General features: G+C 60.6%; 20 protein-coding genes. All 20 read right to left on the bottom strand.

What is annotated here, in order from left to right; translation table 11 throughout:
• Positions 1-25: 25 nt before the first annotated feature.
• A complete protein-coding gene (locus QMX91_RS10695; RefSeq protein ID WP_007920059.1) occupies positions 26-877 on the bottom strand; it encodes a flagellin domain-containing protein in 852 nt (283 codons plus the stop codon).
• Positions 878-1114: 237 nt separating this feature from the next.
• Positions 1115-1387 (bottom strand): hypothetical protein, encoded by a 273-nt coding sequence (locus tag QMX91_RS10690; RefSeq protein ID WP_282412692.1) that lies wholly within the window; start codon positions 1385-1387, stop codon positions 1115-1117.
• Positions 1384-2673 (bottom strand): 6-hydroxymethylpterin diphosphokinase MptE-like protein, encoded by a 1290-nt coding sequence (locus tag QMX91_RS10685; protein ID WP_282412691.1) that lies wholly within the window; start codon positions 2671-2673, stop codon positions 1384-1386. Before QMX91_RS10685 ends, QMX91_RS10690 begins: the two co-directional genes overlap by 4 nt.
• Positions 2674-2758: 85 nt before the next feature.
• Positions 2759-3685, bottom strand: coding sequence for a ketoacyl-ACP synthase III (locus QMX91_RS10680; protein WP_096796272.1), 927 nt, complete (start codon positions 3683-3685; stop codon positions 2759-2761).
• 227 nt (positions 3686-3912) lie between these two features.
• Positions 3913-4965 (bottom strand): pseudaminic acid synthase, encoded by a 1053-nt coding sequence (pseI, locus tag QMX91_RS10675; RefSeq protein WP_282412690.1) that lies wholly within the window; start codon positions 4963-4965, stop codon positions 3913-3915.
• Positions 4958-6463: a UDP-2,4-diacetamido-2,4,6-trideoxy-beta-L-altropyranose hydrolase gene (pseG, locus tag QMX91_RS10670; protein ID WP_098967829.1), complete on the bottom strand. Its 1506-nt coding sequence runs from the start codon at positions 6461-6463 to the stop codon at positions 4958-4960. The genes pseI and pseG overlap by 8 nt, the downstream gene beginning before the upstream one ends.
• Positions 6460-7155: a pseudaminic acid cytidylyltransferase gene (gene pseF, locus QMX91_RS10665; protein WP_098967827.1), complete on the bottom strand. Its 696-nt coding sequence runs from the start codon at positions 7153-7155 to the stop codon at positions 6460-6462. Before pseF ends, pseG begins: the two co-directional genes overlap by 4 nt.
• Positions 7152-7772, bottom strand: a complete 621-nt coding sequence (locus QMX91_RS10660; RefSeq protein WP_282412689.1) for a pseudaminic acid biosynthesis-associated methylase — start codon at positions 7770-7772, stop codon at positions 7152-7154. Before QMX91_RS10660 ends, pseF begins: the two co-directional genes overlap by 4 nt.
• Before the next feature lie 31 nt (positions 7773-7803).
• Complete coding sequence (pseC, locus tag QMX91_RS10655) at positions 7804-8961, bottom strand: UDP-4-amino-4,6-dideoxy-N-acetyl-beta-L-altrosamine transaminase (RefSeq protein ID WP_098967823.1); 1158 nt, start codon at positions 8959-8961, stop codon at positions 7804-7806.
• Positions 8958-9959, bottom strand: a complete 1002-nt coding sequence (pseB, locus tag QMX91_RS10650; protein ID WP_098967822.1) for a UDP-N-acetylglucosamine 4,6-dehydratase (inverting) — start codon at positions 9957-9959, stop codon at positions 8958-8960. Before pseB ends, pseC begins: the two co-directional genes overlap by 4 nt.
• Before the next feature lie 30 nt (positions 9960-9989).
• Positions 9990-12905 (bottom strand): TIGR00180 family glycosyltransferase, encoded by a 2916-nt coding sequence (locus QMX91_RS10645; protein ID WP_098967820.1) that lies wholly within the window; start codon positions 12903-12905, stop codon positions 9990-9992.
• Positions 12906-12960: 55 nt separating this feature from the next.
• A complete protein-coding gene (locus QMX91_RS10640) occupies positions 12961-13698 on the bottom strand; it encodes a cephalosporin hydroxylase family protein (protein WP_027614220.1) in 738 nt (245 codons plus the stop codon).
• 17 nt (positions 13699-13715) lie between these two features.
• Positions 13716-14786: a class I SAM-dependent methyltransferase gene (locus QMX91_RS10635; protein WP_134785732.1), complete on the bottom strand. Its 1071-nt coding sequence runs from the start codon at positions 14784-14786 to the stop codon at positions 13716-13718.
• Entirely contained in the window at positions 14783-15634 is an 852-nt protein-coding gene (locus QMX91_RS10630) for an NAD(P)-dependent oxidoreductase (protein WP_098967818.1), read from the bottom strand. The genes QMX91_RS10635 and QMX91_RS10630 overlap by 4 nt, the downstream gene beginning before the upstream one ends.
• Positions 15631-16857, bottom strand: coding sequence for a class I SAM-dependent methyltransferase (locus QMX91_RS10625; protein ID WP_282412688.1), 1227 nt, complete (start codon positions 16855-16857; stop codon positions 15631-15633). Before QMX91_RS10625 ends, QMX91_RS10630 begins: the two co-directional genes overlap by 4 nt.
• Positions 16854-17414, bottom strand: a complete 561-nt coding sequence (gene rfbC / locus QMX91_RS10620) for a dTDP-4-dehydrorhamnose 3,5-epimerase (protein ID WP_282412687.1) — start codon at positions 17412-17414, stop codon at positions 16854-16856. Before rfbC ends, QMX91_RS10625 begins: the two co-directional genes overlap by 4 nt.
• Positions 17411-18493: a CDP-glucose 4,6-dehydratase gene (rfbG, locus tag QMX91_RS10615; protein WP_098967814.1), complete on the bottom strand. Its 1083-nt coding sequence runs from the start codon at positions 18491-18493 to the stop codon at positions 17411-17413. The genes rfbC and rfbG overlap by 4 nt, the downstream gene beginning before the upstream one ends.
• Positions 18475-19248, bottom strand: coding sequence for a glucose-1-phosphate cytidylyltransferase (gene rfbF, locus QMX91_RS10610; RefSeq protein WP_223008669.1), 774 nt, complete (start codon positions 19246-19248; stop codon positions 18475-18477). Before rfbF ends, rfbG begins: the two co-directional genes overlap by 19 nt.
• Positions 19249-19503: 255 nt before the next feature.
• The gene (locus tag QMX91_RS10605) at positions 19504-21510 is read right to left on the bottom strand and encodes a calcium-binding protein (protein WP_223008667.1); all 2007 of its coding nucleotides are present in this window, start codon (positions 21508-21510) and stop codon (positions 19504-19506) included.
• Between the two features lie 96 nt (positions 21511-21606).
• The coding region (locus QMX91_RS10600; RefSeq protein ID WP_282412686.1) for a calcium-binding protein at positions 21607-23164 on the bottom strand (1558 nt) is incomplete at its 5' end.

Below are 23164 nucleotides of genomic sequence, written 5' to 3'. Positions count from 1 at the left end.
CCTCCCGCCCAAACTCATTCCGAAATTACTGAAGCAGCTTCAGTACAGCGGAAGGCAGTTGGTTGGCTTGAGCCAGAACAGAGGTCGAAGCCTGTTGCAGGGTTTGCTGCTTGGTCAGGTTAGCAGTCTCTGCGGCGAAGTCGGTATCTTGTACGCGACCTTGTGCAGCAGTGGTGTTCTCGGTGATGTTCTGCAAGTTCTGGATGGTGCTGGTCAGACGGTTTTGCGAAGCACCCAGGCTGGCACGAGTTGCACCGATTGCAGCGATAGCGGCGTCGATTGCGGTGATCGCGTTGTCGATGTTCTGCGAAGCGCCAGTTACGGTAGCACCGGTCAGGGACAGAGTACCGCTACCAACCGACAGGCTGACGGCGTCGAACTTGGAGCTCAGTACCAGGTCGATGTGGTTAGCCGAACCAGTGTTTGCGCCAACTTGCAGGGTCACAGTACCAGCCGAACCGTCCAGCAGGTTTTTGCCGTTCAGGTTGGTCGAAGCCGAGATACGGGTGATTTCGTCAGACATCTGAGCGAATTCAGCGTTGGTAGCGGTCTGGTCAGCAGTGCCGTTGGTGCCGTTACGTGCTTTAACAGCCAGTTCACGCATACGCTGCAGAATGTCGGTAGTCGCTTGCAGAGCGCCTTCAGCGGTCTGAGCAACGGAGATACCGTCGTTGGCGTTCTGGATGGCTTGGGTGTTACCACGGATCTGCGAAGACATACGGTTCGAGATCTGCAGGCCAGCAGCGTCGTCTTTAGCGCTGTTGATTTTCAGGCCGGAAGACAGGCGCTGCATCGAAGTCGACAGAGCGTCGGAAGCGCGGTTCAGGTTCTTTTGAACGTTCAGCGACGTGGTGTTGGTGTTTACTGTTAAAGCCATGACGAATTCCTCGTTGGTTGGGTACTGCGGCTTCCGGCCCTGGCAACCGCCTGGAATGGCCTAGAGAACCTTCGTAATAGTTATCGTCGGGTTGGCAAGTTGCTTGAGGGCTTTTTGAAAAAAATTTGCCATCACCCTGCCACCCCCGAGAAAACAAGGGCTTAGCGCCCTCCCACCTGCGAAAAAATGACGCCATAAAACCGACCCGCGCGTAAAGCCGCGGGCCAGTGCGGTCGCTCACTTTGCCGATCGTGCTTTTTGCAACACTTCGATCAGCTCGTACTCCATCCAGTCAGCCAACCCCAGCCAGTCCTGACGCTCCTGACAGTCGAGCATGTGCGTGAGTACAAAGGACCAGTCCTGCTGAATCGGTGCAGACGCAGCTATCAGTAACTGCTGCGCGCCCTCGAACACATCGACCATATCCAGCGCCGCCTCGACATCACGTCCTAGACGAAACAGCCCGGCGCAGTGGCGGCACTCGTCGACGCACTGCTCAATCGTTGTCATTGCACAAACTCCTGATTGAACTGCGTCCCGGCGATCAGTGCGCCCGCGCGACTGCTGTTGAAAAACTGCACCTGCGGATGCGCGGCGATATAGCGCTCCAGCACACACAGATAGCCGCGAAAGTTCAGTTGGGTGCTGACCCGCTGGCCATGGCCGTCCTGCACCCAATGCCGCGCCTGATCGACCCCTGGCCCCAGATCACCGTCATTCCAGCCAGCATGGGTCTTGTTCATCGGGAAGGCGAAGTCAGCGCCAAACAGGGTAATGCGCGACGCGCCCATCTTCACCGCCAGATCCACCGCCGGATGAATCACGCTGCCACCGACATGCAGTTGTCCGCGCGGATATTGCTCACGCAACGCGGCGTACACCGGGCTGGCCGAGTAACCGCCATAGCGCTTGCCTTTCCAGGCGGTCAGCACCGCAGGATCGCTCATAGGCAGATACACCAGCGGGATGCCAGCGGAGTCCTCGAACGGCAAATGCCGGAAGCTGATGCGCTGATCGATGGTGACCACCAGATCCGGGACGATGCCGTGTTCGCGCAGTGGCCGGTAAGCGGTATCGACGCACATCAACAATGGACGTTCAGCCTGCGCATGCACCGCCGCCAGACGCTGGAAATGCCCTTCCAGGGTCGGCCCGGTGCCGATCACATAGATTTCCCGGCCATTGGCGCTGCCGAACAACTGCGCCACATCGTCATCACCCAGCAACACCGGCAGGCAGTCCTGCAAACGCTGTTGAATGAACGGCAAGTTTGGATCGAACTCGCGATTGTTGAAGTTCAGGTGCACTTCGCTGACCAGCCGATCGCGGATTTTCGCGTTGAAATCATCAGCCAGCAGCATCTCGGCCGGCAGGGCGAAAAACGGTGTGCAGATGTCTGACAGATCACCGGCATAGAACAGCTGCACACGCGGATCTTCCAGCCACGGGCGCTGATCGAGCAGTTGCAGCACCAGCGCGAACACCGCGCCATTGAGGATATGCACGTACAACCGCTCAAGGCCAGCGCGCTCCAGCAGCACCGTTGGCAAATCGCCGAGGCCAGTGCCGTAGACATGCAACTGCGATTTTTCCGCCAGGCTGGCCGCCTGGATGCGGGCTTCATGGATGCGGTCGTGGCGACTGGTCAGTTGAATGCCATTGACACTGAGCGTCGAGCCCAAGCCCTGCACCAGTTCGGCTTGAACGACTGAGGTGTCTTCCGCCATCAGCCGCTCGAACAACGCCGGCCAGCGTTGCTGGATGATCTGGGCGTTGGGTTGGAAAAACTCGCTCATACCGCCTAGCGCTCCATTCAGGCAAAAAAATAGCGCTCAAGGGTAACCTTGAACGCTATTTTTGTATCCGCCGTTTTTGACCGACTCAAGGACGATAGATGATCGCCGAGCCCCACGACAGACCGACACCGAAACCGCTCAGGGCAATGCGCTGCCAATCGGAATCGAGTACGTGTTTTTCCAGCAGCAGCGGGATGCTCGACGACACAGTATTGCCGGTCTCGACCATGTCCTTGATGAACTTCTCCGGCTCGCCTTCGAAACGGCGGGCCACGGCATCGACAATCGCCGCACTGCCCTGGTGAATGCAGAAGGCGTCGATGTCGTCAGCCTTGAGGCCGGAGTCGTCGAGCAATTCGTGCAAGTGCGCCGGGACTTTGAGCAGCGCGAAGTTGAACACCTGACGGCCGTTCATGAAGAACACGCCATCGGTGACTTTCAGGTGCGGTGCGCCGGAACCGTCGGTGCCGAACTTGGCCTTGCCCAGCGCCCATGAAGGATCTTCGCCCATCCAGGTCGCGGTGGCGGCATCGCCGAAGAGCATGGTGGTGTTGCGGTCTTCCGGGTCGACGATTTTCGAATATGGGTCAGCGGTGATCAGCAGGCCATTCTTCAGGCCGGCGGCTTCCATGAAGCCCTTGATCGCGTAGATGCCGTAGACGTAACCGGAGCAGCCCAGGGAAATATCGAATGCCGCGACATTAGTCGGCAGACCGAGTTTGTCCTGGACGATGGCAGCGGTGTGCGGCAGACCTTCTTCGTCACCGTTCTGAGTGACGACGATCAGTGCGTCGATCGATTCACGCTTCAGTTCAGGGTTGCTGGCAAACAGCGCATTGGCCGCTTCCACGCACAGATCGGAGGTTTCCTGTTCAGCGTCTTTGCGCGGCAGGAAGGCCGAACCGATTTTGCCGAGGATGAATTCTTCATCCTTCTCGAATTTTGCACCTTGTGCGTAATTGTCCACGCCGGCTACAGGAACGTAGCTCGCAATGCTTTTTATGCCAATCATTACGGCTTCCCAATAAAAAACAGCCCAAAACCACCGCTCGCAAGGATTCGAGGGGCGCCGACAAACAGAAAACGGCCGCCACAACGGGCAGCCACGGGGAGCGCAAAGGGCTATCACTGGAACCGATTACACGGCCAGGCGCCATCTCCCCGGTCAATACAATACAGTGAAGATGCGCGTTATGACTCGCAGGTCACGCTATTTTGCCGAATCGGTTGCAGATCGGGTTATTCGACCAACGACCAGTCCAGCGGCGTGCCACGTTTGATCGCCTGACGAGCGCGGCGACCGAGGACGGCCTCGGTGTGCTTGGGCGGCAGACCGAGACCTGGGCGAATGGCGCGCAGATTGTCCCCGGAAAAGGCTTCACCGGCCGCCATGTCAGCAGTGACGTACAGCGAACGGCGAAAGACCAGCGACTTGCGCTCGGCCTCAGTGACGCCGTAATGCACTTGGCCCATGGCCTGCCAGGCGCGTTCGGTTTCCACCACCAGGCTGGCCAGTTCCGCCGGCTCCAGCGAGAAACTGGCATCGACCCCGCCCGCCGAACGGTCGAGGGTGAAGTGTTTCTCCACCACCGTCGCCCCGAGTGCCACAGCGGCCACGGACACGCCAACGCCCATGGAGTGATCGGAAAGACCTACCTCGCAACCGAACAGCTCACGCAGGTGCGGGATCGTGCGCACATTGCTGTTGAGCGGCGTTGCCGGGTAAGTGCTGGTGCATTTGAGCAGCACCAGATCCTTGCACCCTGCCTCGCGGGCGGCACGCACGGTTTCGTCGAGTTCGGCGATGCTGGCCATGCCGGTGGAGATGATCAGCGGTTTGCCGGTCGCCGCCACGCGACGAATCAACGGCAGATCGGTGTTTTCGAAACTGGCGATCTTGTACGCCGGCACGTCGAGGCTTTCGAGAAAGTCCACCGCCGTGTCATCGAACGGCGTCGAGAACGCGAGCATGCCCAGCTCTTTGGCCCGGGCAAAAATCGGCGCGTGCCACTCCCATGGGGTATGAGCTTTCTCATACAGGTCGAACAGCGAAGTGCCGGCCCACAGGCTGTTCGGGTCCTTGATGAAAAACTCGCCCTCGGCCAGATCCAGAGTCATGGTCTGCGCGGTGTAAGTCTGCAACTTCAAGGCGTGCGCGCCAGCCTTGGCGGCGGCTTCGACAATCTGCAGGGCCACCTCCAGCGACTGGTTATGGTTGCCGCTCATCTCGGCAATGATGAACGGCGGCGCATCGGCACCGATCAGACGCTCGCCAATCTTGAAACTACTCATCGCGGTGATCCTTCAAAACCTTGGTGAACGCGCAGGCACTCTGGGTGAATCCGGCGTCACGAAACACATTCAAAGAGGGGCGATTGCCCGGCAGCACCTGAGCGGTGATAACGGTCATCTGCGGCCAGTGCTCGCGGACGAACGCCTCGCCTCGCGCCAGCAGCGCCCTGCCCCAGCCGAGACCGAGCCGTCCTTCCAGCAGATACAGCGACACTTCGGCCTCAAAGCCGCGCAGGTCATAGCGCAAGACGCCAACGGGTCCGTCATCGGCCTCGGCAATCAACAGCAGACGCTGTGGATTGCGCAGGCTCGCATTCAGCCAGTTCAGGTGCTGCGGCCATTCGATTGCAGCCGTGTCCAGTGACCAGCGCCGCACAGCCTCGGCATTGCGCCCGTCGAACAGTAATTGCGCATCATCGAGGGTCGCCGGGCGCAGTTTGAGCACCGCACCGGCCAGCGCCGCCGCCACGCGTAATGCACCGCGCCCATCGACCAGTTGCCGCGAACGCTCGGCCAGGCTCTGGCGCAGATAAAAATTGTCGACGACAAAACCGATGGCGTCGCGCAGTTGTTCGACGCTGACCTGCTCGCGGGCGCCCATGAACACATGCGCCCCCGCCGCCGCCATCACTTCGCCGTTGGCCTGCTGATTGTTCGATACCGCGATGCAGAGGGTCGGCAGGCCGAGGGCTGCACGCTCCCAACTGGTGCCGCCACCCGCGCCGATAAACAGATCGGCCGCGGTCATGCGTTGCTGGAAATCGCTGACGAAACTGTGCAGGCGCCAATGCGGCCGTGTTGCGGCCAGTGCCTGCATTTGCGCCCACGCAGGATTGTCTGCACCGGCAACGAAATCCACTTCCAGCTCTGCGAAGTCCTGCAGCGCCAGCATCGCGTGATGGGTCTGCATCGCCGCATCGAAACCACCGAAATTCACCAGCACCCGGCGCGCCTTGGGCTTGATCGCAATGGCCGGGCAGACGAACTCTTCGCGCAACATGGCGTAGCGCGGGCCGAGCAAGGTCCGGCAGCCTTCGGGCAGCAGCGGCGCGTAGTTCTCGCTGAGGCCGGACAGGTTCTGATTGAGCAGCAGATCAACGCTGTAACGGCGGGTGGCGAGATCATCCACAGCCGCAATCCGTGGCGCCCAACGACGGGCAGCGGTTTGCCAGTGATGATCAAGGCCGTAGTGGTCGGCAATGATCCAGTCGAATGCGGCGTGACCTGCCAGCAAGGCGTCCAGCGCCTCGATATCTGCCTGCCACGGCAGCATCGATTCGATGGCTTGCTGCGGGTCTTCGTCGGGGTAGACGTCCGGCAAGGCGAAGGTCTCGAAACCTTCGGCAGCCAAGGCATCGAGCCGATGCCCGGGCAACCGCCGACAGGCAAACGCGACATGACTGCCCTGTTTGCGCAGCACTCGCGCCAGCGTCAGGCAACGGGCAATGTGGCCACTGCCGATGGTCGGCGAAGCGTCAGCGCGGATCAGCACTCTCATTGCAGTTCTCCGCCGGCCTTGAGCGCGGCGTAGAGGTATTCGGCGCGTTTCCAGTCTTGCGGCGTATCGATGTCCTGCACCAGATGCCGCGGCAGAAGCACCGGTAGGCTGGCGCTTGAATACAACACGTCACCGCGCAGCCACGCCTCGCGACGGCCCCAGTAAAACTGGCCGGCGTCCTGAAAAGCTTCAGGCAGATCCTGCGAGCGGGTGTTGCGAAATTCCGGGTACAACGCGGTCAATGCGCCCTGCCCGTCCAGCGTCAGCGCACGCTGCACCGGGAAACCAAAGCTGCACACGGAGAACGCAAAGGCTTTGTCCGGGTGCTGCTGCAACAGCTCAAATCCTTGCCGCAGGAAGCGCGCCTGCAACAACGGCGCCGTGGCGTACACGCAGCAGGCGTAATCGAAGGCTGGCAGTTGCTGCAAGGCATGCACGATCACCGCAGCGGTGCCGGTGAAATCATCCGCCAGTTCAGCCGGGCGCAGGAACGGCACTTGCGCACCGTGGGCCAGCGCCAACTCAGCAATTTCCGCGTCATCGGTACTGACCACGACCTGTTCGAACAGGTCACTGTCGAGCGCCGTATGGATCGAGCGGACAATCATCGGCACGCCATCGAACGGCAACAGATTCTTGCGCGGGATGCGCTTGCTGCCGCCACGGGCCGGGATGATTGCGACGCTGTTCAAGGACGTTTTTCCAGCAGAAACCAAGTGATGTCATCCACCGGGAATTGTGGGTCACGGTGATAACCAAAGCCGTAATCGAGCAAGTGCAGATCGGCATAACGATCGAGCATTTCCCCGGCGAAATCGCGCTTGAACAGCTTGCCGCTGTTGCCGCGATAGGACACTTCCACCGGTGCCGGATTGTAGTACTCGGCGATCAGGATGTAGCGCTGGCTCAACGCATACAACTGCGCATAGGCGGTCGGCAGCAGCTCCGGCGCCAGATGGATCAGCAGGCCTTTGCTCAGGGTCAGGTCGTAGCTGCGCTCGCGGGGAAAATCGAACAGCGAGCCGTGCCAGATCTGCGCGATGCCCAGTGCCCGCGCCTGAGCACAGGCGCTTTCATTGATCTCGACGCCGAACAATTCACTGTGCGGCAGCAGTTGACGCAGCGCCTGCAGGTTGTTGCCGGCATTGGTGCCCAGCTCAACCACACTGTCGATGCGCCCGGCGCGGCTCAGGGCCTTGGCGAACAACGCCAGATTGGCCGCCACCAGCGGCTGACCGACGTTGCGATCCACGTAGTGGTTGCCGAAATCGCCCTGCCAGAATTTTTCCTGCTCACTCAGATCACGCATTGCACAGTCTCATTCGCCGCCGCAGCGGGGTTTATTCGGTCAGCCGGCGCAATTGCTCAACCACATGATCCTGCTGCTCATCACTGAGCAACGGATACAGCGGCAGGCTGATCGCCTCGGCGTAATAACGCTCGGCTTCGGGGAAGTCGCCTTCGGCAAAACCCAGGTCGCGATAGTACGGCTGCAAATGCACAGGAATATAGTGCAGGTTCACGCCGATGCCGGCGGCACGCAAGCCTTCGAACACCTGACGGTGGGTCAGGCCGATGCGTTCGGTCTGCAAGCGCACCACGTACAGGTGCCACGCCGATTCCGCCTCCGGCTGCGCGCTGGGCAAGCTCAGTGGCAGGTAGGCCAGCAACCGGTCGTAACGCGCCGCCAGTTCGCGGCGACGGGCGATGAAGCTGTCCAGTTTGGCCAGTTGCGACAGACCCAGCGCCGCCTGCAACTCGGTGATCCGGTAATTGAAGCCCAGCTCGATCTGCTGGTAATACCACGGGCCGTGGCTGGGTTCGCTCATCTGCTGCGGATCGCGGGTCATGCCGTGGCTGCGCAGGCGTTGCAGACGCTCGGCCAGTTGCGGGCGATTGGTCAGGACCATGCCACCTTCGGCGCTGGTGATGATCTTCACCGGGTGGAAACTGAACACGGTCATCGCCGCAAATTCCCCGCAACCCACCGGGCGCCCGGCGTAGCTGGCGCCCACCGCGTGCGAGGCGTCTTCGATCACGGTGAAGTTGTAGCGCTCGGCCAGTTCGGCAATCTTGCGCAGGTCGCAGCTCTGCCCGGAGAACGCCACCGCCACCAACACTTTCGGCAGCGTGCCGTCCTGCTCGGCCTGATCGAGCTTCGCGGCGAGGGCGAAGGCATCGAGGTTCCAGGTCAGCGGATCGATGTCGACGAAATCCACGTCGGCGCCGCAATAGCGCCCGCAGTTGGCTGAGGCCAGAAAAGTGTTCGGCGTGGTCCACAAGCGATCACCCGGGCCAAGGCCGGCCGCGAGGCAAGCGATGTGCAGCGCCGCGGTGGCGTTGCACACCGCTACCGCGAAATCCGCCTGGCATCGTTCGGCCACCGCCTGCTCGAAACGCTCGATAGTCGGCCCTTGAGTCAGCCAGTCCGATTGCAGCACCTCGACCACTGCATCGATGTCCGCCTGATCAACGCTCTGCCGACCGTAGGGAATCATGCCGACAACTTCGCGTGCAGCTCGGCGATCTGCCCGACCGAGAGGTAGTGCGGATTGGTGTCGGAGCGGTATTCGAAATCTTCACTCACCGGCCGCCCACGTTCGCCGAGCTTGTCGATGGAGAAATCGACATCGACGCTGGTAAAGCGGATGGAAGGCTGGATGGTGTAATGGTCTGCGAACTCCAGGGTCATCCGCGCATCGTCCAGCGGCACCATCAGTTCATGCAGTTTTTCCCCGGGACGAATACCGACGTTCTTGTGCGGCAGATGCTCGGCCATGCCCCGCGCCAGATCGACGATGCGAATCGACGGAATCTTCGGCACGAACACTTCGCCGCCGTGCATCCGCGCAAAGCTGTCGAGGACAAACTGCACGCCATGATCCAGAGTGATCCAGAATCGGGTCATGCGCTCGTCGGTGATCGGCAGCTCCTGCGCACCGTCGGCAATCAACTTGCTGAAGAACGGCACCACCGACCCCCGCGAGCCCGCCACGTTGCCGTAGCGCACCACGGCAAAACGCGTTTGTTGTTCGCCGGCTATGTTGTTGGCGGCGACGAACAGTTTGTCCGACAGCAGCTTGGTCGCACCGTACAGGTTGATCGGGCTGGCCGCTTTGTCGGTGGACAGCGCGACGACTTTCTTCACGCCATTGTCGATGGCGGCGGCGATGATGTTCTCCGCACCATTGACGTTGGTGCGGATGCACTCGGTCGGGTTGTACTCCGCCGCCGGCACCTGCTTGAGCGCCGCCGCGTGCACCACGTAGTCGATGCCGCGCATGGCCTGCCGCAGACGGTCGGCGTCGCGTACGTCACCGAGAAAGTAACGCATGCACGGCGCGTTGAACGTCTGCTGCATTTCGTATTGCTTGAGTTCATCGCGGGAGAACACCACCACGCGCTTGGGCTGGTATTGCTCAAGCAGACGGGCGATGAATTTGCGCCCGAACGAGCCGGTGCCGCCAGAGATGAAGATCGATTTACCGTTGAACATGTGCTGATTCCTGTTGCTTGTCCGACGAACTCAAGCGAGTAACTGCGACCAGTTGACCGGCGTGCTTTCACCCAAGGTAAAACCTTTGCCGATGAGGGATAGATTGGCGTTATAGGCACTGTCCTGCGCAAAGGCGCCGCCCCACTTCTCACGCAATGCAGCCAGGGCTGATGGCGCTTGCGGCAAGAGGCCCGGATGCACAACCTGCACCAGCGGCGTCCACACAATGAGGTAACCCGCATCACCGGCCTTGAGGCACAGATCGACATCGCTCAAGCCGTCGGCGAACGTCACTTCGTCCAGACCACCCAGTGCATTGAACAGTTCTTTGCGGATCATCAGGCACACCTTCGACACCGCCGAATAGTTTTGCTCGACCGCCAGGCGCTGCATGTAACCTTCAGCGGCGTGTTTTTCACCGATAAAAGGCGAGCCAACGCCATCGTTCAGACCAACAATCAAACCGGCATGGGCGATCTTGCCGTCACGATCAACGAGTTTTGCACCGACGATAGCCACTTCCGGACGCTGCGCGTGATTGAGCAACGAGTCGATCCAGTTCGGATTGACGATTTCGCTGTCAGCGGCCAACAGCACCAGATACTCACCCTGCGCCTGCTCGCTGGCGGCGTTGTACAACGCCGTCTCGCCGAGCGGCTGATCGGCACGCAGCACATTGACTTTAGGGTTACGCAGCGTGCCCAGCCAGTCATTGACCTCGGCCGACTGATTCGGATTCGCTGCAATCAGCACTTCATAGCGGCTGTAACGGGTTCTGAGCAACACGCCTTCCAGGCAGCGACGCAGTGCCGGCAGGTCATCGATGGCCGGCACAATGATCGACACCAGCGGCTGTTCGGCGTGACGGTAATCAATCTGATAGGTACCGGGCGTCGCCGAGGTGACCCTGGCCTTGTATCCGCGATTGGTCAGGTGACGCAGCAGCGCCTGACGTTCGTGGGCATTCTCTTCCAGCACCGAGGCCTGGGTGATCAGCAGTGGCTCGTCGAGGTGCGCCAGGCCGCCAATGCCGCCCTGTTCGATGATGCGCAGCAACAGATCCAGCTCCAGTGCCTTGCTGAAGTCCGCTTGATAACCACCGGCTTCGAGCAACACTTCGCGGCGAATCAACCAGTGACGCGCCATCAGCGCTGGAATGCTTTGCAGCAGGTCCAGATTGAAGCCCGGGCGGAAGACGTCGACCAGCGCACCGTTTTCCTTGCGCTGGATTTCATCGGTGGCCACGGCACGCACACCTGTGGCGGACATCAGTTCCAGACTGGCCCGCAACAAGCCGCCAGCGGTGAACTCGTCGCCCGCTTGCGCCAGCAGCAGCCAGTCGCACGGTGACTGTTGGGCGCTCTGATTCAACTTGTCGACATAGTTGCTCTGGGTGACGCGCACGAAGTGCAGGGTGTTTTGCGCGGTGGTCGCTACCGGCGGTTCGCCCGTGGTGAACACCACAATCTTGAACGCTTTGCAGTGCCCCTCGAGCAGACTGTCGAGCGAGACCTGCACCTTGTCGATCTGGTCATCCAGATCCAGCAGGAAAATGCCGAACTGCGGGCCACCGTCATGGGCCGACAGCTGTCGAGTGATCGACTCGACCTGTTGCGCCGACGGCTCACGCGCGGCCAGCCACTGCAGCAGGCGACCGGACTTCATTTTTTCGAAGACTGCCTGATTATCTTCAACCGTCAGCGCTTCAAGCCGAGCGATCCATTCGTGCACCGACTGGGCGGCTTCGTCTTCACCCATGTCATTCAGATGCGCGGCAAGGCGCTTGACGACGGTCCGGTTGAAAGCATTGAGGTCATGCGCCTGCCACAAACGGTCCACCACACTTTCCGGGGTATCGTTGTTGCGTGCCTGCAGCAAGTGCGCCTGACGCGTCCATATGCCTTCAAGTCCTTCCAGTTGCATACGGCCGGCGGGCATGGCGTGCAGCATGAATTCGAACTGCTCCAGACGATCAAAGAACGGCTGGTTGTAAAACGGCATCTCGACGTACTGCAACGGGCCGAAACGACGATCTGGATGCCTGAGGTTCTGGTTCCAAGTGGATTCGAAAATCAGTTCTGCAGTCAGTGCGCGCCCAGTCTTCAAGCTGTCGGCCATGGCCTCGAAACTCTGCAGGACAAACGCCTTGAGCTGTCCGGCGTCGAGCTCTTGAATGGCGGTTGGCAGAGAGGCGAGAAACTCGGCAAAGGCCTCTCGCTCGGCGACCGATTTGCCGTCGGCGTAGGTCAGCGAGTGATACACATCGGTATTGTGCTCGGAGACACCGTAGTTGATCTCACGCACCACATAAGGCATCGGCAGGATCCGCGCCTTGGCACTGGCCAGCAGGTAATAGACGTGACCGATTTCCTGCCACTGGAAATTGGTACCCGGTGGCAACGCCGAATGCCAGTTTTTCATCAGGTCAGTACGGGTCACCGCGTAGAACGGCGGAATGTACTGGCTCATGTAATCGATGACACGATCCTGCGCCCGCTCGGACGAATAATCTTCCTGGACTTTCTTGTCACGACGGTAGTAGTTCACGCCATGGGCCAGAGACAGGTACATCAGGCAATAGCCGTGGCACATGCCGTAGTCCTGATTCGCCTGCAGGAAGTTCACGGACTCGGCCAGCGAATCGTGCAGGATGAAGTCATCGTCAGCCGCCAGCACCATATACGGCGTAGTCAGCTGCTCCACACCATAAGCCAGTTTGGCCTGCATGCCCCAGTAGGCGAACTGCGGCACATGGTGATAATCGACGGCGGAAAAATCCCCTTCAGGCCGCTCGACCGTCGAGTCCAGCACCATGATCCGGCAGGGCAAGCTGCTGTAATACTTCACCGCCCGACGCAGGAACGCCGGCCGATTGTGAGTAATCAGCACCACGGTCAACAGCTCGTTGAGCGGTAGCGCCAGTTCAGAACTGTACTTGCCTTGCATAACTTCTCTCCACAACCGGCGACTCGCCGAGATAACGCTTTGGTGATGGTGCGAATTAACGAACGCGACGCAGATAGCCGTCCGGCGCCACGGTGATGAGCAGCTTGTTCTGCAACTGCTGGTCGATCTCGAAGTCCTGGTTCTCTTCCAGGTACTTCCACACCGCGGTTTTCGGGTTGTCGCCCGGGCCCCATGGGCGATCCGGGAAGAAATCGGCCGGCATGTCTTCAACCACGGTGTCCATCACCACGCAGTAGCTGTCGACCGAGACCAGCGGCGCATACAGGCGCAGCTCTTCGAGCACGTGGTCGTGGGTGTGGTTGGAGTCGAGGACCAGAATGACCTTCTTGCCCTTAGCCGCAGCCTGCACCTGAGCGGCGATGGCCGGGTCGATGCTCGAACCTTCGATCATCTTGATGCGCTTGGCCATCGGGTGGCTTTCGATCGCTTCACGGTTGTGCGGGCGGATGTCGAGGTCGATGCCCAGCACTTCACCGTGACCTTGCAGTTCCAGCAGGGAGGCGTAGTAGATGATCGAACCGCCGTGGGCGATGCCGCACTCGATGACCAGATCCGGCTTGACCTGCCAGATGATCTCCTGCATCGCCATCATGTCCTGCGGCAGCTGGATGATCGGGCGGCCCATCCACGAGAAGTGGTAGCTGTACTTGTGTTTGGCCGATTCGTTGAAGAAATCACGGGCCAGGCCAGTCAGTTTCTGGTCGTCACCCTGCTGGGCGATCTGCTCGCGGCACTCGGCTTCGAAAGCTTGGTTGATGCTGTTGTCGGTCATGTTCAAAGTCTCAATGGTCACTGGAACGAAGCGCTATCGACGGCGTGATAGACGTAGCGTCCACCGGTCATCCGCTTGATTTCTTCGAGGTAATTGGAATTCATCACAAACAGGTGGGCGCCTTCGGGCAGCGCATCCATCGCCTCTTGCGGCGAGGACACTCGCGCGCCGCTCAGCGGCAGATAACGCCCCTGTTTGGCCGGGTTGATATCCACCACACGATCCACCGCGACACCCGCGCGTTGCAGGAACAGCGAATAGATCACGCCTTTGGACGATGCGCCCCAGATCGCCGAACCCTGCTCGGGTGCGGACTGAATGATCTGCACCGCGCGCTCGAGGCTGGCGGTGAAACCGTCCGGCAGCGTCAGGCGTGGCACCGGTTGCTGCGGAGTCAGGCGCAACGTCGAAAGGTCGGCAACGATGTACAGGTATTGGCCGCCAAACAGGTGGCCGGCCTCGTGCACGGTGCCGAACATGCGGCGCAGGTCATCGAGGCGGAAATAATTGACGTGCTCGTAGAACAGGTCGAACCAGGCCTTGTGCTCGAGGATCCAGTCGAAGCACGGCACTTCGATGTAGATCTGCCCGCCCTGATTGGCTTCGGCGATCACCGCCAGAAAGCTCACCGGGTCTTCGATGTGTTCCAGCACATGGCGCAGGACAATGGCGTCAGCTGCCAGGCCAAGACCTCGGGTGAACGGCGCCTTGATCACGTCGGCGTTCTCGCCTTCGTAGGCCGGATCGATCCCGGTGATCGAATAACCGAGGCCCTTGAGCAACTCAAGGAAGTAACCCTTGCCGCAGCCGACTTCGATCAGCTCCTGGCCCTTGAAGTGTTTGGCGATGATGCCTTCGACGTCGCTCAGGTGCTTCTGGAACTGGCCCGAATGGGCCTGCTCGTTTTGATAGTCAGCGTCATAGCTGAGCTTGTCGGCGTCGAACGCGGCGTTGAAGATCAGGCCGCTGCGCTCATCCTGCACCAGCAGCATGTCGGCGCTGGCCGACGCCTTTGCCGACTCCGGGTCGGCGAAGGTGCGGTTCTGCAACACCGGCAGGTCGGTGACCCGATACAACTCGTGCCTCATTGCGGCTCTCCCAGTAGCTGTTGCAAACGCTCGGTCACGGCCCAGAACGCCATCGGTTCATGGCTCGGATAAGGGTAATGGCCGAGGTTCAGATTCAGTGCCGCACCGCGCTCGCGCAGCCGTTGTTCAACCAGTGCGCGCACCGATACCGGTTGGCCACTGGCGCAATTGATCACGCCGTTGAAATCGCGCTGATGGACGATCGTGGCGAGGTAATCGGCGGCGCTGGCGATCGGCAAAAAGTCGCGCAGTTGCTCGCCGCCAGACATGTTGAACGACGCCTCCCCGGCATCGATCGCCCGGTCCAGCGCTGCCAGCAGACTGTTGGGGTTCTGCCCTTCGCCATGCAGATAGAACAGACGCGCCCACTGCAAGGTGAACGGTTTTTCCTGCTGCAGATTTTGCAAAAACAGCTGCAGCGTGTGTTTGGCCAGACCGTAAGGATTGCTCGGCTGCGGCTCGACACTTTCGTCGAGCGGGCCGCTTTGCATGCCGTACTCGAAGCAGGTGCCGGTCACCAATACTTGCGCCACACCCGCCTCGACCGCGCCTTTGATAAAGCGGTAGTCGGCCATCAGGTTGTGCTCGAAATGAAACAGCGCCCGATAGTTCGGCAACCCCGGCCAGGCCAGGTGCGCGAGGACGTCGATACCGTCGGTGAGCGCCGCAATGTCGAGATCCGACGCGTGAATATCCGCCGCAACGAATTCGACGTCGCTGATCCACGGCATGCTCGCCGCAGTCTCGATATTACGCGCCACCGCACGTACCGCGCAGCCACGGGCGAGCAACGCCGCGACCAGATGCCGGCCGACGAAGCCCGTGGCCCCGGTGACCAGGACGTTCACAGGACTTTCATCTCAGGCACGGCGATTACGAAGCGCCCGTCCCACTGGCGCACCTGCGCCAGTTGCTGACTGACTTCGTGCAACAGGTTCCACGGCAGCACCAGCACGTAGTCCGGTTTTTCGATGTCGATCTGCGCCGGCGCGACAATCGGGATCCGACTGCCCGGCAAAAACTTGCCCTGCTTGTGCGGGTTGGCATCGGCCACCCACGCCAGCAGATCCGGTTTGACCCCGGCGTAGTTGAGCAAGGTGTTGCCCTTGGCCGCCGCGCCGTAACCGACCACCCGCTTGCCGTCGGCCTTGGCCTGCAACAGAAAGCGCAGCAGTTCATGCTTGATGCGTTCGGCAGCCGGCGCGAGGGTCGCGTAGTACTCAGGGGTTTTCACCCCGGCATCCAGCTCGGCCTGCAACTGTTGCTGCACCGCCGGCTGCACAGCACGACGCTCTCCGTCCTGGCGCTGCACGAACACCCGCAGCGAACCGCCGTGAGTGCTCAACTGACTGACGTCGAACACTTCCAGACCATTGCGCTCGCACAAGGTCTGCACGGCGGTCAGCGACAGGTAGGAATAGTGCTCGTGGTACAGCGTGTCGAACTGCGCGCCAGCCATCAGCGTCAGCAGTTGCGGAAATTCGAAAGTAGCGACGCCGGTCGGCTTGAGCAGCGTGGCGAAACCACCCAGGAAATCATTGATGTCCGGCACATGCGCGAGCACGTTGTTGGCGGCCATCAGGTCGGCGCCCCAGCCTTCGCTGTGCAGCTGCGCAGCGCTGTCGCGACCGAAGAACACTTCATGAATCTGCAGACCCTTTTCCCGCGCCGCTTGCGCGGTGCTGCGGGTCGGCTCGACACCCAGACACGGAATGCCGCGAGCGGCGACGTACTGCAGCAGGTAACCGTCGTTGGCGGCGACTTCGACCACACGACTGTCGGCGCTCAGAGCAAAGCGCTCGACCATCTCGGCGACATAACGCTCGGCGTGGGCCAGCCAGGTGCTGGAGAACGAACTGAAATAGGCGTACTCGGCGTCGAACAGGCTGTCGGCGCGGGTGTAGTCCTCGGTCTGCACCAGCCAGCACTGCTGGCACACGGCGACCTTGAGCGGCACCCACTGTTCGGCCTGCTCCAGGCGCTCGGCATGCACGTAGGCGTTGGACGGTGGCGAGGTGCCGAGGTCAATCAGCGGCAGGCTCAGCGGTGCGGCGCACCCACGGCAGTTCATAGACGCACTCCGGCAAAGTGTTGATCGAGCGCAGGATGGCTGGAATCACGCGCTGACAAATTATTGACAGGCAACGGCCAGGCAATCGCCAGCCGTGGATCGTTCACCGACAAGCCGCCTTCGTGCTCCGGCGCGTAATCGGCGCTGTGCAGATAAAGCAGTTCGGCGTCATCGGTCAGGGTCTGGAAACCGTGGGCGAACCCGGCCGGAATCAACAGGCTGCGACCGTCGCCAGCCTTGAGGTGCTCGGCGTGCCAGTGCAGAAAGGTTGCGGAGTCAGGACGCAGATCCACCGCCACGTCCCACACTTCACCGCGCAGGCAGGTGATCAGCTTGGCTTCCGGCGCATTGGCATTCTGGTAATGCAGACCGCGCACGCTGCCCTTTTCACGGGTGCAGGAATGGTTGATCTGGCGGATGTGAAATTCGCTGCCGAACGCGCTCAGGCTGCCTTCGCAAAACAGCCGGGCGAAATGCCCGCGCTGATCTTCGAAGCGTCTGTGCTGGACGCTGAACAGCCCGGCCAGCGGCAACGGTTTCAAGGAAAACTCGCTCACAGCGCGCCTCGGTACAGGTTCAGTTGGCCGAGAGTGACGTTGCGCATGTCATCGCCGTTCTGCCACGCCAGATGCCAGTCGAGGGTCTGGGTCAGACATTGCTGCAAGGTCCAGCGTGGCTGCCAGCCCAACACCTGACGGGCGCGACTGCTGTCCAGACGCAACAGACCAGCCTCGTGCAGTTCGCTTTTTTCGATGCGCAGACCGCGTGCCTGTGGCCAGCGACTGGCGAGCAGTTCGACCACTTCGCCGACGCTGCACATGTCCGCCTCGCCCGGACCGAAGTTCCACGCCCCGGCGTATTCCGGGCCTTGTTCGTAGAGGCCGGCAGCCAGTTGCAGGTAACCAGCCAGCGGTTCCAGCGCGTGCTGCCACGGGCGCACCGCTTGCGGATAACGCAGGGTCACCGGCTCGTCGGCAGTCCAGGCTTTGAGCACATCGGGAATCAGACGCTCCGGGGCGAAGTCACCGCCACCCAGGACGTTGCCGGCGCGCGCGGTGGCCAGGGCCAGACCGTGTTCGGCATACTTGTCAGCCGGGAAAAACGACGCGGCGTAAGACTGCGCCAACAGTTCGCAGCAAGCCTTGCTGCTGCTGTAGGGATCGTGGCCACCGAGGGCTTCGTCTTCGCGGTACGGCCACAGCCATTCCTTGTTGGCGTAAACCTTGTCGGTGGTCACCAGCACGCAGGCGCGCACGCAACCGACCTGACGGATCGCTTCGAGCAGGTTCAGCGTGCCCATGACGTTGCTGGAGTAAGTGCCCAGCGGATCGCGATAGCCTTCACGCACCAGCGGCTGCGCAGCCAGATGCAGGACGATCTCCGGCTCGGTGTCGGCGATGATCTCCAGCAACGCGCCGAGATCACGCAGATCGCCACGTTGATCGTTGATCCCTTCGTGAACCCGCGCCAGTTCATACAGGCTCGGTTCGGTCGACGGATCCAGCGAAAAACCGCTGACTTGCGCACCGAGGCTTTGCAGCCACAGGGTCAGCCAGCTGCCTTTGAAACCGGTGTGGCCGGTAATCAGTACGCGTTTGCCGCGCCAGAAATCCGCACTCAGGCCCATTGCTTCCATGGGGCCTCCCCGCTCTGCCACAGCGCTTCGAGGTGGTTCTTGTCGCGCAGGGTGTCCATCGGATGCCAGAAGCCTTCGTGTTCGAAGGCGTTCAACTGTTCTTCCTCTGCCAGACGCGCCAGCGGCTCGGCTTCCCAGGTGGTTTCATCGCCAGCGATGTAGGACAGGACTTTGGGCGACAGCACGAAAAAGCCACCGTTGATCCAGCCACCGTCGCCACGCGGTTTTTCGGTGAAACCGAGCACCTGATCGCCCTGGCGCTCAAGGGCACCGTAACGTCCCGGCGGCTGCACCGCGGTGACGGTGGCCAGGCGACCGTGGGCTTTGTGGTAATCGACGAGTTGAGCAATGTTGATGTCGGAAACGCCGTCGCCGTAGGTGAAGCAGAACGCCTCTTCATCCTTGAGGTAACGGCCGGCACGCAGCAGACGGCCACCGGTCATGGTTTCCTCGCCGGTGTCGATCAGGGTGACGCTCCACGGCTCGCTGTAGTTCTGGTGCACGTCCATGCGGTTATTGCGCATGTCGAACGTGACGTCGGAGGTGTGCAGGAAGTAGTTGGCGAAGAAGTCTTTGATCGCATAGCCCTTGTAGCCAAGGCAAATCACGAAGTCGTGGATCCCGTGAGCGGAATACTGCTTCATGATGTGCCAGAGAATTGGCTTGCCGCCGATCTCGATCATGGGCTTGGGCTTGAGGTGCGACTCTTCACTGATGCGCGTGCCGAGGCCACCCGCCAAAATAACTGCCTTCATCGTCTCCCCTCTCGTTCGTCACCGGGCTGCGCATGGCTTTGTTGAGCGATGCGGGCCGTCTGGCTAACCCTTTTGCCGCCTGCGGCGCCGCTGCGATGACCGCGAGCGCTCGTTTTATGGCGATTTGAGGGGGACTTGCAGGAAACGCGCCAGCTCCGCGAGCGCTGCGTCGGGTGCGCCGTAAGGCATGAAAAAAGGGATGAATCCAGCAGCGGATTCATCCCTTTCATTGCGGTGCATCAACAGATCGAGTGATCAGCCGAACATGGCGAACCCATCAACCGTCGCCGGCAGGTCGTAGACCTGGCCGTCGGCAGTCTGCAGGTGCTCGATGTTGTTGAACCCGGCGTACCATCCCGCCAGTTTCACGCCGTTGTCCGGCACACCGCTGCTGCCGTCGTTGGCGCTGTGCAGGTAGGCGTCATCGCCGATGCGGGTGACGTTCAACTGGCTGGCGTTGGTGATGGTGTTGAGGATCAGGGTGTCGTTGAGATCCCAGCCCTCGTCCTGAATCGATACCAGCCCGGTGCTGTTCACGATGTAGATATCGTCACCCATACCGCCCAGTGCGGTGCCGCCAGTACCGGACTGCCCCGGAAGATTGAGATTCAGCACGTCGTTGCCGCTGCCACCTGACAACAGATAACTGTTGCCGGTGCCGGTGAGCACGTCATGACCGTCATCACCAAGGGCACTGCCGTTGTGGACCGTGATGGTGTCATTGCCTCCGTCGCCGTGGGCCACTGTACCCAGGTCATTCACAGCGCTGACGATGACGTCATCACCCGAACCGCCAGACAGTGTGTCCGCCTGCGCGACATCACCGTCGAGACCGGACTTCAGTCCGCCGTAAAGGTGATCGTTGCCATCGTTGCCATTGATCACATCGTCGCCGTTGCCACCTTCCAGGATCGCGTCCTCGCGGCCGGCATCCATCACATCGTTGAAACGACTGCCTTGCAGACCTTCGACGTCGTAATACATATCCCCTTCGGCCGTACCGTTCTGGCCAATCCTCCACAGGTTGACCACCACACCCGTATCGCTGTCGTCATAGCTGACGATATCCGTTCCCGCGCCGCCGACGAACACATCCCGTCCGGCGCCACCGTAGAACAGGTCATCGCCGCTGCCGCCGAAGATGTAGTTGTCGGAATCATTGCCATAACCGGTGAAATCGGCTGTACCGGTGTAGGTCATTTTCTCGATGAACGGGTCCATCTTCATGACCGACAGGCTGGTGTACAGCTCGTCAAACCCCATGCCTGAGTCTGTCTCGACGATGGTCACACCCTCGCTGTTGATCGTATAGACGTCACTGCCCCAGCCACCTTCGAAGGTCACGCCGCCCGAGTTAGCAGTGAAGTGATCGTCCAGGTTAGTCCCGACAACCTTTTCCACATTGATCAAGGTGTCGCCCTCGGCGTAGCCGCCAGAACCGAAGCCCTCGCCATCACGAAACTCGATGCTGACCGCATCGTTGGAACGGCTGTAATCGACGGCGTCAAAGCCATCGGCACCGTCCATGACCATTGGGCTTGCGCCGGCGAAGATCACATCGTTGAAATTCGAACCCCGCACGGCCTCGATGCTCGAGTAGGTATCGCCGAATGCAATGCCGGTGGCGCCCCACATGCTCGAGAGCTCGATACTGACGCCTTCAAGGCTGTCGGTATAGCTGACTGTGTCGAAGCCCTCGCCGCCAATGAACTGATCGCCACCGTCGCCACCCCACAGCACGTCATTGCCTGCACCGGCGACAATCACGTTCGCCTCGGCATTGCCGTAGCCCTTGAAGTCGCCGGTGCCGGTGAAGATCATTTTGTCCAGGAACGGATCCATCCTCTGGGTGTTGACGCTGGTGCGCAGCTCGTCGTAACCGCCGCGTTCCGCTTCGACGATGGTCACACCTTCGCTACCGACGATGTACACGTCATCGCCGTTATCACCTTCCAGCGTGATACCGCTGACCGAACTGACCAAGGTGTCATTGTCAAAGCTGCCGATGACTTTTTCGATGCCGACCAGGGTATCGACGGAGCCGTCCGCCTTGGTGACAGTGGCCAGCCCCTCTCGGAAATCGACGCTGACGCCGTTCGGCATCATCTGATAACTCACTGAATCGAACCCCTCCCCGCCATCCAGCAGATCGGACCCCGTGGTACCCCAGATCTGATCATCCGACTCCAGTCCGTAGAGTTCGTCATTGCCTTCATTGCCGCCCATGACATCGGCTTCACTCGTTCCATAAATCACTGACATTTGCTTCTTCCTTGCTTGGTTGAAACCAGGTTGGTCCTTCAGCTGCCAAGCGCACACCTGCGGCCGCATTGCGATTGCAGGTGTGCGATTCAGTGGTCAGCCAAACATCGCGAATGCATCACTGTTGGCCGGCAGATTGATGGTCTGATTATCGGCCGTCACGATCTGCTCGATAGTGTCGGAACCGGCAAACCAATCCTTCAGGCGCACGCCCTCATCCGGCGTCTGTCCGGCTGAAACGCTGTAACGGTGCAGGTAGAGGTCGTCACCGACACGGTCGACTTGCAGTTCCGAAGCGCGAATGTACGACAGCACAATCTTGTCGCCACGGCTGGTACCGTCGTCCTGAATGTTGACCAATGCCGAAGTGTCGATGGTGTAGATATCGTCACCTTCACCACCGAAGGCCGAACCGACGGACTGCAATACCAGATTATCCTTGCCCACGCCGCCAAACAGCGAGAAGCCCAGGCCGGTACCGATCAGCTTGTCATTGCCTTCACCACCATCAGCGATGCCATGAGTTACGGTGATGGTGTCATCGCCCGCTTCGCCATACGCACGGCTGCCAGTGTCGTTGGATGCGGTGAGAATCGTGTCGTTGTCATTGCCGCCATAGAGCGCATCAGCCTCAGCCCCTGCATTGGGTGCCGAACTGGCTAACGGCCCGGCCAGGGAAACCAGGCCTCCATAAATGAAGTCGGCCCCGTCGCCGCCATAAATCACGTCGTTGCCTGTGCTGCCCTCAAGAAAATCGACTGCCGAACTTCCGGTCAGCGTATCGTCGAATTGGCTGCCGATCACTCGCTCGATATTGAGCAGCACATCACCTTGAGCATCGGCGCCTTCGTTGACGTTGGTCTGCAGATTGATGTTCACAGCGGCCTTGCTGTTGATGTACCAGGCAGTGTCATGCCCTTCACGCCCATCGATCAGGTCCGCACCGGAGCCACCAATGAAGTTGTCACCGAATGCGGTTCCGGACAGGGTGTCGTTGAAGCTGCTGCCCTGGAAAAACTCGATTCCGGTGTAGGTATCGCCGGCCGCGTCACCCGCATTGACCTTAGTTTTCAAATCAATGGTCACGGCGCTGTCGGATTGTTCATAGCTGACCATGTCCGCACCCACTAACCCGTCAAAAGCCATGGCCGCGCCGTCGGCGATGAAAATGTCACCGGCTATCGTGCCGGTCAAAGCTTCGATACTGGTGTAGGTATCCCCTGCTGCAATCCCTGTGTGAACCCCGGTTTTCAGGTTGATGGTGACGCCAATAGTCGTGTCGCCGTAGCCGACAGTGTCAAAACCGGCACCACCGATGAACCGGTCGGCACCCGCGCCGCCATACAGGATGTCGTTGCCATTGCCCCCTGTAATGATGTTGTCGATGGCGTTGCCCCAACCGGTGAATGACCCGGTGCCGGTATAGGTCAGACGCTCGACGTTGGCGCCCAGGTAGATCTGGCCGAAGTTGCTGCGTACTTCATCGTTACCGCCACCCGCCTGTTCGATGACCGTGCCGCCACTGCCGTTGAGAACGTAGACATCATCCCCCGCTCCCCCCTCGAACGTCGCAGTGGCCGAATCGAGATTGAAGGTGTCGTTGAACGCCGTGCCGATCACCTTTTCAATGCCGCTCAGGGTGTCACCCTGAGCG

The organism is Pseudomonas sp. PS01299 (assembly GCF_029960145.1).
GTDB classification, from domain to species: Bacteria; Pseudomonadota; Gammaproteobacteria; order Pseudomonadales; family Pseudomonadaceae; genus Aquipseudomonas; species Aquipseudomonas putida_A.
Note: the sequence above shows the minus strand (reverse complement) of the source record. Positions and strands in the feature narration are given on the sequence as shown.